16 protein-coding genes are annotated in these 13,581 nt (G+C 57.8%); 14 read left to right on the forward strand and 2 right to left on the reverse strand.

Annotated features, from left to right (window positions below; translation table 11 throughout):
- Window positions 1-4: 4 nt before the first annotated feature.
- The 13 genes from secY to dsbD all read left to right on the forward strand — a co-directional run bounded on the left by secY (window position 5) and on the right by dsbD (window position 10,767).
- Entirely contained in the window at window positions 5-1,330 is a 1,326-nt protein-coding gene (gene secY, locus AADW57_RS01685) for a preprotein translocase subunit SecY (RefSeq protein ID WP_341668326.1), read from the forward strand.
- An 8-nt stretch (window positions 1,331-1,338) separates the two neighbouring features.
- A complete protein-coding gene (infA, locus tag AADW57_RS01690; protein WP_003805361.1) occupies window positions 1,339-1,557 on the forward strand; it encodes a translation initiation factor IF-1 in 219 nt (72 codons plus the stop codon).
- Between the two features lie 33 nt (window positions 1,558-1,590).
- Entirely contained in the window at window positions 1,591-1,704 is a 114-nt protein-coding gene (rpmJ, locus tag AADW57_RS01695; protein ID WP_003805360.1) for a 50S ribosomal protein L36, read from the forward strand.
- A 36-nt stretch (window positions 1,705-1,740) separates the two neighbouring features.
- On the forward strand, window positions 1,741-2,106 hold the full coding sequence (gene rpsM / locus AADW57_RS01700; RefSeq protein ID WP_003805346.1) for a 30S ribosomal protein S13: 366 nt from the start codon (window positions 1,741-1,743) through the stop codon (window positions 2,104-2,106).
- Window positions 2,107-2,120: 14 nt separating this feature from the next.
- On the forward strand, window positions 2,121-2,519 hold the full coding sequence (gene rpsK, locus AADW57_RS01705) for a 30S ribosomal protein S11 (protein WP_341668327.1): 399 nt from the start codon (window positions 2,121-2,123) through the stop codon (window positions 2,517-2,519).
- Between the two features lie 11 nt (window positions 2,520-2,530).
- Window positions 2,531-3,154 (forward strand): 30S ribosomal protein S4, encoded by a 624-nt coding sequence (gene rpsD / locus AADW57_RS01710; RefSeq protein ID WP_341668328.1) that lies wholly within the window; start codon window positions 2,531-2,533, stop codon window positions 3,152-3,154.
- A 152-nt stretch (window positions 3,155-3,306) separates the two neighbouring features.
- Window positions 3,307-4,290, forward strand: a complete 984-nt coding sequence (locus AADW57_RS01715) for a DNA-directed RNA polymerase subunit alpha (protein ID WP_341668329.1) — start codon at window positions 3,307-3,309, stop codon at window positions 4,288-4,290.
- A gap of 231 nt (window positions 4,291-4,521) precedes the next feature.
- The gene (rplQ, locus tag AADW57_RS01720; RefSeq protein ID WP_341668330.1) at window positions 4,522-4,908 is read left to right on the forward strand and encodes a 50S ribosomal protein L17; all 387 of its coding nucleotides are present in this window, start codon (window positions 4,522-4,524) and stop codon (window positions 4,906-4,908) included.
- A 600-nt stretch (window positions 4,909-5,508) separates the two neighbouring features.
- The gene (locus tag AADW57_RS01725; protein WP_341668331.1) at window positions 5,509-6,594 is read left to right on the forward strand and encodes an LLM class flavin-dependent oxidoreductase; all 1,086 of its coding nucleotides are present in this window, start codon (window positions 5,509-5,511) and stop codon (window positions 6,592-6,594) included.
- A gap of 136 nt (window positions 6,595-6,730) precedes the next feature.
- The gene (locus AADW57_RS01730; RefSeq protein ID WP_341668332.1) at window positions 6,731-7,279 is read left to right on the forward strand and encodes a flavin reductase family protein; all 549 of its coding nucleotides are present in this window, start codon (window positions 6,731-6,733) and stop codon (window positions 7,277-7,279) included.
- A gap of 114 nt (window positions 7,280-7,393) precedes the next feature.
- Entirely contained in the window at window positions 7,394-8,368 is a 975-nt protein-coding gene (locus AADW57_RS01735) for an AraC family transcriptional regulator (RefSeq protein ID WP_341668333.1), read from the forward strand.
- 46 nt (window positions 8,369-8,414) lie between these two features.
- A complete protein-coding gene (cutA, locus tag AADW57_RS01740; protein ID WP_341668334.1) occupies window positions 8,415-8,801 on the forward strand; it encodes a divalent-cation tolerance protein CutA in 387 nt (128 codons plus the stop codon).
- Window positions 8,802-8,895: 94 nt separating this feature from the next.
- Window positions 8,896-10,767: a protein-disulfide reductase DsbD gene (gene dsbD, locus AADW57_RS01745; RefSeq protein ID WP_445819192.1), complete on the forward strand. Its 1,872-nt coding sequence runs from the start codon at window positions 8,896-8,898 to the stop codon at window positions 10,765-10,767.
- Between the two features lie 72 nt (window positions 10,768-10,839).
- Here the strand turns inward: dsbD and hemB are convergent, their stop codons facing one another.
- Entirely contained in the window at window positions 10,840-11,859 is a 1,020-nt protein-coding gene (gene hemB, locus AADW57_RS01750; protein ID WP_341668336.1) for a porphobilinogen synthase, read from the reverse strand.
- Complete coding sequence (gene yihA, locus AADW57_RS01755; RefSeq protein ID WP_341668337.1) at window positions 11,856-12,479, reverse strand: ribosome biogenesis GTP-binding protein YihA/YsxC; 624 nt, start codon at window positions 12,477-12,479, stop codon at window positions 11,856-11,858. The genes hemB and yihA overlap by 4 nt, the downstream gene beginning before the upstream one ends.
- Window positions 12,480-12,636: 157 nt before the next feature.
- On the opposite strand from yihA, the gene AADW57_RS01760 reads away from it, so the two are divergent.
- Window positions 12,637-13,341 carry a c-type cytochrome gene (locus AADW57_RS01760; RefSeq protein WP_341668338.1) on the forward strand — a complete coding sequence of 235 codons (705 nt, stop codon included), beginning with the start codon at window positions 12,637-12,639 and terminating at the stop codon, window positions 13,339-13,341.
- The last annotated feature ends 240 nt before the right edge of the window (window positions 13,342-13,581 follow it).

The raw sequence follows: 13,581 nt of genomic DNA on the forward strand, positions 1-13,581 counted from the left end.
CACGGTGGCAAAAGCTCAGGCACAGAGTAAATCGGGTCCGCGCTACGGCGATTTAAAACGTCGTCTCGTTTTCCTGTTGCTCGCCCTGATTGTCTACCGCTTGGGTACGCACATTCCGGTACCAGGCATCAATCCTGATGCCTTGTCCGAACTGTTCACTCAAAACCAGAGTGGTATTCTGGGTTTGTTTAACATGTTCTCCGGTGGTGCTCTGGAGCGATTCTCGGTGTTCGCACTGGGAATCATGCCCTACATCTCGGCGTCCATCATCATGCAATTGATGACCGCTGTGGTGCCCTCGCTGGAAGCAATCAAAAAAGAGGGTGAGTCTGGTCGTCGCAAGATCACGCAATACACCCGTTATGGAACCGTGTTTCTGGCACTGTTCCAAGGGGTCGGGATCTCCATCGCTCTGGAATCGCAACCCGGATTGGTTATCGATCCAGGTATGTTGTTCCGCTTCACTACAGTGGTTACGCTGGTAACCGGCACCATGTTCGTCATGTGGCTGGGCGAGCAGATCACTGAGCGGGGCCTGGGCAATGGCATCTCTATTCTGATCTTCGCCGGTATCGTAGCAGGCTTGCCTAATGCACTGGGCGGCATGCTGGATCTGGTGCGTACGGATTCCATGTCGATTCTGTCGGCACTGTTTATCCTCGTTTTAGTAGCCGCCGTCACGTACTTCGTCGTCTTTGTCGAGCGTGGTCAGCGTCGTATTACGGTCAACTACGCCAAGCGTCAGGTAGGTAACCGTATTTATGGTGGTCAAAGCTCGCATTTGCCGCTCAAGCTGAATATGGCTGGCGTGATCCCTCCGATCTTCGCCTCGTCCATCATTTTGCTGCCCGCGACAATTGCCAATTGGTTTTCCAGCACGCCCGGTCTGGGCTGGCTGCGTGAAATCGAAGCAGCTTTGTCTCCTCGTCAGCCGCTTTACATCACTCTGTTCTCCGCGCTGATCATTTTGTTCTGCTTTTTCTACACGGCTCTGGTGTTCAACAGCCGCGAAACAGCAGACAACCTGAAAAAGAGCGGGGCTTTTGTCCCAGGTATTCGTCCCGGTGACCAGACAGCGCGTTATATCGATAAGATCTTGATGCGTCTGACCCTGGCCGGTGCGATCTACATCACCTTGGTGTGCCTGGTTCCAGAGTTCTTGCAAATGCGCTGGAATGTACCGTTCTATTTTGGCGGCACATCCTTGCTGATTATTGTTGTAGTAACCATGGACTTCATGGCACAGGCCCAAGCCTATGTCATGTCACAACAATACGACTCGCTGCTCAAGAAGGCTAACTTCAAAGGCTCGAGCCTGCCTATGCGGTAACGTAAAAAATGGCAAAGGACGACGTCATTCAAATGCAGGGGCAGGTCCTCGAAAATCTGCCCAACGCAACTTTTCGCGTCAAGCTGGAAAATGGTCACGTAGTGCTCGGATACATTTCAGGCAAGATGCGTATGCACTATATCCGGATTCTGCCGGGCGACAAGGTCACTGTGGAGCTCACGCCCTATGATCTATCCCGCGCACGAATTGTGTTCCGCTCCAAATAAGCGGCCGGTTACAGGAAACCTAGGAGTCAAACCATGAAGGTAATGGCATCGGTAAAGCGGATCTGCCGCAACTGCAAAATCATTAAACGTCATGGCGTGGTGCGTGTCATCTGCACCGATCCACGTCATAAGCAGCGTCAAGGCTAATTTGCCGAAACGCAACCGATTTAACAAGGAATAACCATGGCCCGTATTGCCGGCATTAACATCCCGCCGCATCAACACGCCGAAATCGGTCTTACCGCGATTTTCGGCATCGGTCGCACCCGCGCGCGCAAAATTTGCGAAGCGTCGGGCATTGAATACTCCAAGAAAGTCAAAGATCTGACCGACGCGGAACTCGAGCGCATTCGCGAACAGATCGGCCTGTTCACCGTAGAAGGTGACCTGCGTCGTGAAGTCCAGCTCTCGATCAAGCGTTTGGCTGACTTGGGAACTTACCGTGGCATGCGTCATCGCCGCGGTCTGCCAGTGCGCGGCCAACGTACACGCACTAACGCTCGCACCCGTAAAGGTCCGCGTCGCGCCGCCGCGTCCCTGAAGAAATAATCGAGGAATAGAAGATGGCCAAAGCTTCTAGCAGCGCTTCACGCGCACGCAAGAAAGTCAAAAAAAGCGTGTCGGACGGGATTGCTCACGTCCACGCTTCTTTTAACAACACGATCATCACCATTACTGACCGTCAGGGCAATGCGTTGTCCTGGGCGACGTCGGGTGGCGCGGGCTTTAAAGGCTCTCGTAAATCCACGCCGTTTGCCGCGCAGGTTGCCGCTGAAACAGCTGGCCGCACTGCCATGGAATACGGCATTAAAAATCTTGAAGTTCGCATTAAGGGCCCCGGCCCAGGCCGTGAATCGTCGGTGCGCGCTCTGAATGCTCTGGGTATCAAGATCACCAGCATTTCAGACATCACGCCGATTCCACATAACGGCTGCCGTCCGCCCAAGCGTCGTCGCATCTAAGGGGAAGCTACGTGGCTCGTTATATTGGACCAAAATGCAAACTCTCGCGCCGCGAGGGTACCGATCTGTTTCTGAAGAGCGCCCGCCGCTCGCTCGATTCCAAGTGCAAGCTGGAATCGCGTCCTGGTCAGCACGGCCGCACCTCCGGTGCCCGTACCTCTGACTTCGGTCTGCAGCTGCGCGAAAAGCAAAAGCTCAAGCGTATGTACGGCGTGCTGGAAAAACAGTTCCGCAAATACTACGTCGAAGCCGACCGCCGCCGTGGCAACACCGGTGAAACGCTGATTCAGCTGCTGGAATCCCGCCTGGATAACGTCGTCTACCGCATGGGCTTCGGCTCCACGCGTGCAGAGGCCCGCCAGTTGGTGAACCACCGTGCCATCGAAGTCAACGGTCACACCGCTGACATCGCTTCCATGCTGATCAAGGCCGGCGACGTCGTCTCCGTCCGCGAAAAAGCCAAATCCCAGGGCCGTATCAAGGAATCCCTGGATCTGGCTACCGGCAATGGTCTGCCACAGTGGGTCGAAGTGGACGTCGCCAAGCTGTCCGGCGTGTTCAAACAGGCTCCAGACCGCGCTGATGTCGCTCACGACGTCAACGAATCGCTGGTTGTCGAGCTGTACTCGCGTTAATCTTTTCGCGAACAGCTTCAACAGTTCAGCAAAGCAAGCCCACTTCCCGATTTTTTTCGGCAAGTGGGCTTTGCGATGCATCTCGCTGGCTCAGGCCAGTTTCCGTCAGCCTTATCGGTGTAACGAGCCGAGGGTATTGAAAAGGAAATCGAATGTCTCAAGGTTTTTTGAAACCCCGTTCCATCGAAGTTGAACCGATCAGCAAGAATCACGCCAAGGTGATCATGGAGCCTTTCGAGCGCGGCTACGGCCACACTCTGGGCAACGCACTGCGCCGTATTCTGCTGTCCTCCATGACCGGCTATGCACCCACCGAAGTGCAGATCACCGGCGTGGTGCACGAGTACTCCACCCTGCCAGGCGTGGGCGAAGACGTGGTGGACATTTTGCTCAACCTCAAGGGCGTGGTCTTCAAGCTGCACAGCCGCGAAGAAGTCACCCTGATCCTGCGCAAGGAAGGTGCCGGCCAGGTTCTGGCCAGCGATATCGAGCTGCCGCACGATGTCGAGATCATCAACCCCAATCATGTCATCGCCACGCTGACCGACGACGGCAAGCTGGAAATGCAGATCAAGGTTGAACAAGGTCGTGGTTATGTGCCCGGCAACGTGCGCGCCCTGGCCGACGATCGTACCCACACCATTGGTCGTATCGTTCTGGATGCTTCCTACAGCCCTGTGCGTCGTGTCAGCTACGCGGTCGAAAACGCCCGTGTGGAACAGCGTACCGACCTGGACAAGCTGGTTCTGGACATCGAAACCAACGGCGTGATTTCGCCCGAGGAAGCCGTGCGCCAGTCCGCTCGCATCCTGATGGACCAGATCTCCGTGTTTGCTGCCCTGGAAGGCGTGGGCGATGCCTACGAAGCCCCAGTGCGTGGTGCTCCACAGATCGATCCTGTGTTGCTGCGTCCTGTCGACGATCTGGAACTGACGGTTCGTTCCGCAAACTGCCTGAAAGCCGAAAATATCTACTACATCGGCGATCTGATCCAGCGTACCGAAAACGAACTGCTCAAGACTCCGAACCTGGGTCGCAAGTCCCTGAACGAAATCAAGGAAGTCTTGGCCGCACGTGGCTTGACTCTGGGCATGAAGCTCGAGAACTGGCCACCACTGGGTCTGGAACGTCCTTAAGCAGTAGCCGTTAAGCAGGACGAGCACGTTTGAATCCGTTCGTGCTCTTTTCAAGACAGATCTGCCGGCTTACCCCGACAGGCGTTGCGAAAAGAATGCGAACGGACGATTAAAATGTGCTATTGTTTTGTGTTGTCCATCCGGTCCGCAGCCTGGCTGATAGAAGAACCGGATTATCGCGCGCTGCGTGTGCGGCGCGCTAATTAGATTCATACATTAGGAAAAATCATCATGCGTCACCGTCACGGTCTTCGTAAACTGAATCGTACCAGCAGCCACCGTCTGGCCATGTTCCGCAACATGTCCGTTTCCCTGCTGACCCACGAAGCCATCAAAACCACGCTGCCCAAGGCCAAAGAGCTGCGCCGCGTGGTCGAGCCCCTGATCACTCTGGCTAAAAACCCAACTGTTGCCAATCGCCGTCTGGCTTTTGCCCGTCTGCGCGACCGCGACGCCGTCACCAAGCTGTTCGACGTCATCGGCCCCCGCGTTCAGGAGCGTAACGGTGGTTACACCCGTATTCTGAAAATGGGTTTCCGTCAGGGCGACAACGCTCCCATGGCATTCATGGAGCTGGTCGACCGCACAGAAGAACAGGAAGAAGCCGCCGCTGAATAAGCGCAGCTTGTTTCTATAGTGGTATTAAAACGGACTCTCAAGAGTCCGTTTTTTTATGCCTATGGCATTTGCAATAGCAGGCAGTAGGCTCTTTGCGGGAATGGCTTCAAGCTGGGCTATTGCCTCTGTCCCTGCCTCTGCGTCCGCTTTTCTTATGACACCTGGCTGAGTCGCTGACTTTATTCCGTCTGTCGCGGCGTTGCCGTCTCGCATTCTATCTTGTCACCAGTTCAGGTTCTTCGCGTTAATACTCGATCCCTGAGTCTTAAAGCCAGCGCCAATACAAAATTTAATTGCATGTCACCCCATGGGGTCAGGCGACAAGCTAAGTCCCGGCCTGAGTCCCTAGCCCAGCTTGAGGAGCGAAGGCATGGCCTGTTTTTGCAAAAATCCATTTTAAATATTCTGGTAATGCTTTGTTGTATAAGGGTTTTGTTCGGGTTTTATAGGTTGCGTCACTTTAATGTTCAAATAATTGCAGATAAGTGATAAAACCGGCAGTTTTCCGATAGTGGCCGCCCGGACCGCTCTCTAAAATTTGCGTTAACCGGACTCGTTATGGTGACGGGCCGCAAGAACGATAATTTCAGGAGACGGGCGATGGCACAGAATACATTGCTGACACACGACAAGTTTCTGCTGGGCACGTTTGCCACCAACTGTGGTGGCGGCATGACGGTATCCACCTTGTCGGATCGCTGGCAGGCTACATGGGAAAACAATCTGAAGCTGGGTAAATTGCTCGATGATGCAGGCATCGATTTCATGCTGCCTATCGCCCGCTGGATTGGTTACGGCGGCGAAACCGACTTTCACGGCTACGTGCTGGAAACGGTCACCTGGGCGACGGCCTTGCTGGCCAATACCCGCAATATCAGCGTGTTTGCGACAGTGCATACGGTTGCTAACCATCCTGTCGTGCTGGCCAAGCAGATTGCCACCATGGCGCAAATCAGCGGTAACCGGGTAGGTCTGAATATCGTGGCCGGTTGGAACAAGCCTGAATACGATGCCTTGGGTGTCACACTGCCCGACGATCACGAGACCCGGTACGGCTATGCCCAGGAATGGTTCGATTTGATCAAGAAGATCTGGCACCATGATGGCCGTTTTGACTGGGATGGCACGTATTTCCAGGCCAAAGGCGTGTACGGCAATCCGCGACCAGAATATGATCCGCCTATCTTTAATGCGGCCGGTTCCGGACAGGGCCGTGAGTTTGCCAGCCGCAATGCCAATTTCTTGTTCACGCCGGCGATGGAGCTGGATCGTTCCAAGAAAGAAGTGGCCGACCTCAAGGCACAAGGTCAAGCGCAGGGTCGCAAGGTGGATGTGATGACCTTCTCGCACGTGGTGTGCCGTCCTACCGAAGCCCAAGCCAAGGCCGAGTGGGCGCGCATCATGGGCCATATCGACAATGGCGCTGTGGACAATCTGATGCGTCTGCAATTTGCGCATGCGCATTCGTTCCCGCACGAATTGTTGGCGCAGATCCGCGAGCGCATGGCTGCCGGTCATGGCGGCTTTCCGTTGGTCGGCACGCCTGAACAAGTGGCCGATGGTCTGTGCGCCTTGCATGCAGCGGGCTTTAGGGGAACAACCTTGTCCTTTGTCGACTATGTTCAGGAGTTCCCGTATTTCCGTGATACTGTGCTGCCCTTGCTGCAGCAGCGCGGTATTCGCTGAGCGCGCGATTGTGTCCATGTCTGTCGACATGGTTTTGCCGAACCGGATTGCGGGTATCCAAGCGTGTCTGTCTTGCGGCTGATCTGCGCCTGGTTCGGGGCGCAGGCGCGCTCATGCACAACAGATAAGGTGAAATATGTCGGTTGAATTGGCCCCATCTTTGCAGGTTCCGGCCTTGTCGGACCTTCCTGCCGTATCCTCGGCGCAATTCAAGCAGGCCATGCGCCATCTGGGCGGCACGGCCAATGTCATTACCGTCGAGCACCAAGGACAGCGCAGTGGCCTGACCGCCACATCGGTGACATCGGTGGCGGCGGACCCGGCCGAAGTGCTGGTGTGCGTTAATCAGGGTTCCTCGTCCTGGCCCTTGATGCGCGACAGTGGCTTGTTCGGCGTCAATATATTGGGCGTGCAGCAGGCCGGTCTGGCGCAACAGTTTGCCGGTTTCAAAGGCGAACAGGGCGAGGACCGTTATGTTGGCCACGATTGGTTGCGTACCGAGCACGGTATTTGGCTGGCCCGCCAGGCACCGGCGGCGCTGGCCTGCCGTATCGTGCATATTGTGGAACGCCACAGCCATGCGCTGGTGCTGGGCAGGGTGCTGCAGGTACATCATGCTGAGCAGGCGCAGGACTCTCCGTTGCTGTACTGGCAAGGGCGTTTCGGCCGATTTCAGGATCAGTAGGCAGATCGATGGCGGGTGTCTGCCTTGTCGGCGGCCTAGGGATAGTATCGATGTTGCGCTGTGCAAGGCTGTGCCAAGATGCGGCACGGCCTTTTTTCCGCCCGCGTTTCCCTCATGACCACTTTACTGCACCGCTATGCCCAGCTGCATTCGCAGGATGTGGGATGCGTTCAGCGACATATCTCTCAACTATTTTGCCCCCATACGCTGACATTGGCTGACGGTCGGCAAGGTCTGGATGCACGCTTGTTTCTGCGCCTTGGCAAGGATGTGGCGTATGGCCGCTTGCGCTATGGCGCGCAGGTGCGGATCGATCCACAGCCGTTGGATGACTTTTATCTGTTGCAGATTCCCGTGCGTGGCCACGAGCAGATACAGACCTCACATGGTCGCTTTGCATCCACATCGCGTCTGGCCTCCATCATCAGTCCGACCCAGGTGTTTTCCATGGAGCACAGTCTGGAGGCCGATAAGTTATTCGTGCGTTTTAGCCGCCAAGGCCTGGAGCGTCATTATCGGGAGTATTTCGAGCAGGCCCCGCGCGGCACGCTGGAGTTTCAGCCGTCCATTGCCTTGGATGAGCCTGCCGGTGCCAGTCTGCGGCGCTTGCTGGACTGGCAGTTTGCCGAAGTGTCCGAAGGGGCCTTGTTCGATCAGCCGCGGCAGGTCCGGCAGTTCGAGCAGACGCTGGCCTATGCTTTATTCGAGCTGCATGTGCATAATCAGCCCAGGCAGCGGGTTCAGGCGGCCTTGCCGCATGTGCTGCGGCGTGCCTTGGAATTTATGGAAAACAATGTGGGCCAGGCCATCGGCATTGGCGAGATTGCGCAGGCCGCTGGCGTCAGTGCGCGCAGCTTGTATGCCGGTTTTCGGGAACGTCTGGGCGTCTCCCCGATGGCGCGGTTCAAGCAGATGCGCCTGGAGGCCGCCCGCGACCAGTTGCTGCGGGGCGGCGCATCGGTGACCGATGTGGCACTGGCCTGTGGTTTTACGCATCTGGGGCAGTTTTCGGCCGATTACCGGCGTTGTTTTGGTGAGCGTCCTTCTGACACTCTGACTGGTCGTGGCGGGGCCGTTCCGCACGGTTGAGATGTGCCGCAGCGGCTACACTAGGGGTTCTTGTTCAGGAGCGTTCATGTCCGATATCCCCGCTCCGGCTCCTAAGCCGGCTTTATCTCTCGATCTTCCCGGGCTGGAGCCCCAGCATGTGGTGCTGGCGCAAACGACCGTGCCGGATCTGATGCTGGCCAAGTACCTGGCCCATCAACTGGTCGAAGACGGAATTGTCGCTTGCGCGAACCTTGCGCCGCTTGGTCTGTCTATGTACATGTGGCAAGGAGAGCTGCAGGGTGACGAAGAAATCACCCTGACCTTCAAGACCACTGTCGCCCGGCTTCCGGAATTGGCCGATCGTCTGCGTGCTCAGCATCCTTACGATTTGCCGGAGTTGATTGTTCTTCCGGTAGTTGGTGGTTTCACTGCATATCTGGATTGGGTGCGTGCGCAGACTTGCGCCGGCTGATCCAGGTTTTCATGCACTCAAGATCCGGGATCGATTCGTGTCGTTGTTGCTGAACCAGAACCGTCGTCATTCCCCCGCGCCGCGCTTTGGCGTTTTGCTTTCCATATTGCTGTTCGTGCTGGCTGGCTGGCTGGCGGTCTGGTCTACCCAGGCAAGGGCCGAAGAAGAGTTTTTGGACCCCGAACAGGCGTTTGTGCTGAGCGCCGCCATGAGCGCACCGGATCAACTGGATGTGCATTTCCAGATAGCGCCGGACTACTACATGTACCGCAAGCGCTTCGAGTTTTCCAGCGCAGATCCTGCCCATCTGGGCACGCCTCAATTGCCGGACGGCGAGAAGATCTACGACCCCAATTTCGACGAAGTCATGGAGGTCTATCGCCAGTCTGTCACGGTGCGCGTGCCTGTGCTGGCCGACAGCGCCACCCTTAACGAGCTGAAGATCGATGTCATCAGTCAGGGCTGTGCGGATGCCGGTCTGTGCTATTCGCCGTCGACCCAGACCCTGACCTTGATTCCCACCGCCCAAGGGTACGAGGTAGCAGGTCCATATGGGGTGCTCAGCGTGCCGGCGCCGGGTCAGCCATCCGATTCGACTGCCGCCGCGTCATCCGCCGCAAACGCGCAGCCGTCGGCCAGTGGCGTGGCGTCTGCGCTTAGCCTGAATGATGTCGGGCTGGCCGACTACTTGAAGCAGGCCGGTTGGGGGCAGGTGGTGCTGCTCAGCTTTGTGTTCGGGCTGCTCTTGTCCTTTACGCCCTGCGTATTGCCCATGGTGCCCATTCTCTTGTCCATCATTGCCGGACGCGGCGACACGACGCCGTCGCGCTGGCATGGCTTGGCAATGGCGCTGGCCTTTGTGCTGGGCTTGTCGCTGGTCTATACGCTGCTGGGCGTGGCGGCTGGTTTGGTCGGCGCGGGTCTGGCGGCCTGGTTGCAAACCCCCTGGGTGTTGGGGGTGTTTGCGGTCATTCTGGTGCTGTTGGCCCTGTCCATGATGGATGTCTTTACATTCCAGGCTCCATCCGGTCTGCAAAGCCGCTTGAACGAGGCTGTCAACCGATTGCCGGGCGGACGTTTTGGCGGCGTGTTCGTGATGGGCATGGTGTCCGCCCTGATCGTCGGCCCTTGCGTGGCCGCTCCTTTGGCCGGCGTGCTTTTGTTTATCTCCCAGACGGGCGATGTGGTGTTGGGTGGTTCGGCTTTGTTTGCCTTGGCTTGGGGGTCGGGCGTGCTGCTGCTGGTAGTGGGAGCCGGGTCGGGACGTTTGCTGCCCAAGGCTGGCGCGTGGATGAATAGCGTCAAGACGGCTTTTGGCGTGCTGCTGTTTGCCACGGCGTGGTGGATGGTGTCGCCCCTGATGCCGTCGGCCATCGCAGTGCTGGGCTGGATTGTGCTGGCGCTGTGGTCGGCGGCTTTGTTGGGGGCATTTGGGCGGGGCGCAGCGCCGGCCACGCCCTGGTCGGCACTGCGGCAGGGCCTGGGCGTCTTGCTGGCCGGCTGGGCGGCCTTGATGCTGGTCAGCGTGGCGTTGGATCGCCCCAGCGTGATCCGTCCCTTGCACGGTCTGCAATCCGTCGGTGCAGGGACTCCTGTTGCTGCCAAGGTGCAGTTCCAGCGCGTCAAGACCTTGGCCGAGCTGGAGCAGCGTCTGGCGCAGACGACCCGGCCTGTCATGTTGGATTTCTATGCCGACTGGTGCGTGTCGTGCATCGAGATGGAAAATTTCACGTTCAGCGATCCGGCGGTGGCACAGCGCATGGCGCAGTTCGAGCTGTTGCAGGCCGATGTCACGGCCAATAATGCCGACGACCGGGAATTGCTCAAGCATTTCCGTCTGTTTGGGCCTCCGGGCATTTTGTTTTTTGATGCCAAAGGGCAGTATCTGGATGCGCACCGGGTCATCGGTTTTCAGGATGCGCAGCGTTTTGGGCAGGAACTGGACCAGGTGCTGGCCGGCGGTTAGGCGGCAAGTAGCGTGCAAGCAACAAAAAACGCAGCCCTGGAGCTGCGTTTTTTGTTGTCCGTTTGATATGAATCAGGCGTTTTGTTCGCGCAGCAGCGTGGCCGCTTCAATGGCGAAATAGGTCAGAATGCCATCGCCGCCGGCACGTTTGAAGGCCAGCAGGGATTCCATCATCACTTTGTCGTGGTCGAGCCAGCCATTCTGGGCGGCCGCCTTGATCATCGCGTACTCGCCGCTGACCTGGTAGGCGTAGGTAGGCATGCCAAAGGCGTCTTTGACATCGCGCAGGATGTCCAGATACGGCAGACCTGGCTTGACCATGACCATGTCTGCGCCTTCGCGTATGTCGGCCGCTACTTCGCGCAGGGCTTCGTTGCGATTGGCCGGGTCCATCTGGTAGGTGTTCTTGTTGGAGCGCCCCAGATTGGCGGCTGAGCCGACGGCGTCGCGGAACGGGCCGTAGAAGGCGCTGGCGTACTTGGCCGAATAGGCCATGATGCGGGTATGGATGTGTTGATCCAGGTCCAGGGCGGCGCGTATGGAACCGATACGCCCGTCCATCATGTCGCTGGGAGCTACGATGTCCACGCCGCATTGAGCCTGTGACAGTGCCTGGCGGATCAGCATGGCAACCGTCGCTTCGTTCAGGATATGGCCGTGTTCGTCCAGAATGCCGTCCTGGCCGTGGCTGGTATAAGGGTCCAGGGCCACATCGGTCAGCACGCCCAGTTCGGGGAACTGCTGCTTGAGCATGCCCACCACGCGCGGAATCAGGCCGTCCGGGTTGGCGGCCTCTGCGCCGTCGGGGGTTTTCAGGGATGGATCGATGGAGGGGAACAAGGACAGCACGGGAATGCCCAGTTCCAGGCAGCGTTCGGCCACGCGCATGAGCTCGTCCGGGGAATAGCGCATGACGCCGGGCATGGAGCCGACTTGTTCCTGCACTTTCTGGCCTTCGCGCACGAAAACCGGATAGATCAGGTCGTCTGTGGACAGGCGGTTTTCGCGTACCAGACGGCGCGAAAATTCGTCGCGCCGGTTACGGCGCAGGCGGGTGTTGGGAAAGTCGGCAGGGGGGAGAAAACGGGTCATGGAACAACCTTTGGAGAAATCCAGTTTTCGATGTGTTCGGTCGCTTCAAGCAGGCCGATCCGATCGGTGGACGAAAAGGGCAGGGCCTGCAGCGCGCCGATTTCCTTGAGCTGGCGGCGTACTTCAGCCACGGCCTTGATGCGCCGACCATAGGGGAGCTTGTCGGCCTTGGTCAGCAAAGCAAGCACGGGTTTACCGGTTGGGGCGATCCATTGTGCCAGGCGATGGTCCAGTTCGGTGACGCCACGCCGGATATCGATTAACAGCACAATGCCGGCAATCGAAGGTCGCGTTGCCAGGTAGTCGCCCAGGATCTCGGCCCAGTCCTGCTTTTCGTGACGAGCCACGGCGGCATAGCCGTACCCGGGCAAGTCCACCAGATGGCCCAGATAGTCGCCCGGCGAGAGCGGATCGGGGATGCCGAACATATTGATCAGGCGTGTCCGTCCGGGCGTTTTACTGGAAAAAGCCAGTTTTCGTTGGTTGGCCAACACATTGATCGCGGATGATTTGCCCGCATTGGAGCGCCCCACGAAACAGACCTCGGGTGGGCCGGCAGGCGGCAGCTGTTCGATCTGAGCAGCTGAAATCGTGAATTGGGCGCGGTGCAGTATCGACATGGTTGCAGCGTATTTCCATATTGGTTCAGCGCCTATTGTATAATCTGTCGATTTGAAACAGTAACGTCGTGTTCCCCCGGTCAGTTACCAACGGTTTACGGCGGGTTTTGCGGGGCGCATGCGGCACCCCGATTGAATCGCGATTGTCGAGGTCCTAATGAAGCGTACGCTTTCCCGAATCGTTGTCGCAAGCAGCCTGACCATGGCTTGCTCTGTGGTTTTTACCGCTAACGTAGCGAATGCAGCTGGTCTGCCTAAACCCGATGCCGCCAAGGGCGAGCAACTCTACCTCAATGGTGAGATGTCGCGCGGCGTGCTGGCCTGTGTGGCCTGTCACGGGGATGCGGGCAACAGCACTATTCCGGCGAATCCATCGCTGGCGCACCAGCCTTACGAGTATCTCGTCAAGCAGCTGCACGATTTTCGCGCCAAGGATGAAAAATCCACGCCTATCCGTCGTGGTCCGGACGGTGCCAACACCCTGATGACCGCCATTGCTGCGGGCATGACCGAAGATGAAATGCGCGATGTCGCTTTCTACCTGTCCACGCAGTCTGTGGATTGGGACAAGGCAGCTACCGCCAGCAAGGAAGACACCATGGAACGCGGTCAGAAAATCTGGCGCGGCGGCCTGCCCGAGCGTGGTGTTGCAGCCTGTGCCGCTTGCCACTCGCCTGACGGTGCCGGCATGCCTGGCCAGTTTCCGCGTCTGGCCGGTCAGCACGCTTCCTACATTGCCGACCAGCTCAAGCTGTTCCGCAGTGGCGATCGCGCCAACGGCCCCATGATGCACGACATTGCCGACCGCATGTCCGACTCGGATATCTCGGCGGTGGCTGATTTCGCAGCGGGCCTGCGCTAATCACTCCAAGGGGGACCGACGGTCCCCCTCTTTTTGTGGCCTTTTTGCGGCTTGCTACCGTTTTCCGGAGCAAGCCGTTGCCACATGGCCGGGGCGGCACGCCCGTCTCCCGGTTCTGCACTGGGCGCGTGCGTTTCTCTTTTGTCATGTGGGGAACTTTTTCCCTAAGCGTGCATCCAACGTCAGGATGTCCCAGGTCAATCAGCCCACTTCTTAAGATAGACGTTTGTGAAAAAAGTA

This window comes from Alcaligenes sp. SDU_A2, from assembly GCF_038237375.1.
In the GTDB taxonomy this organism is placed as follows: domain Bacteria; phylum Pseudomonadota; class Gammaproteobacteria; order Burkholderiales; family Burkholderiaceae_B; genus Alcaligenes.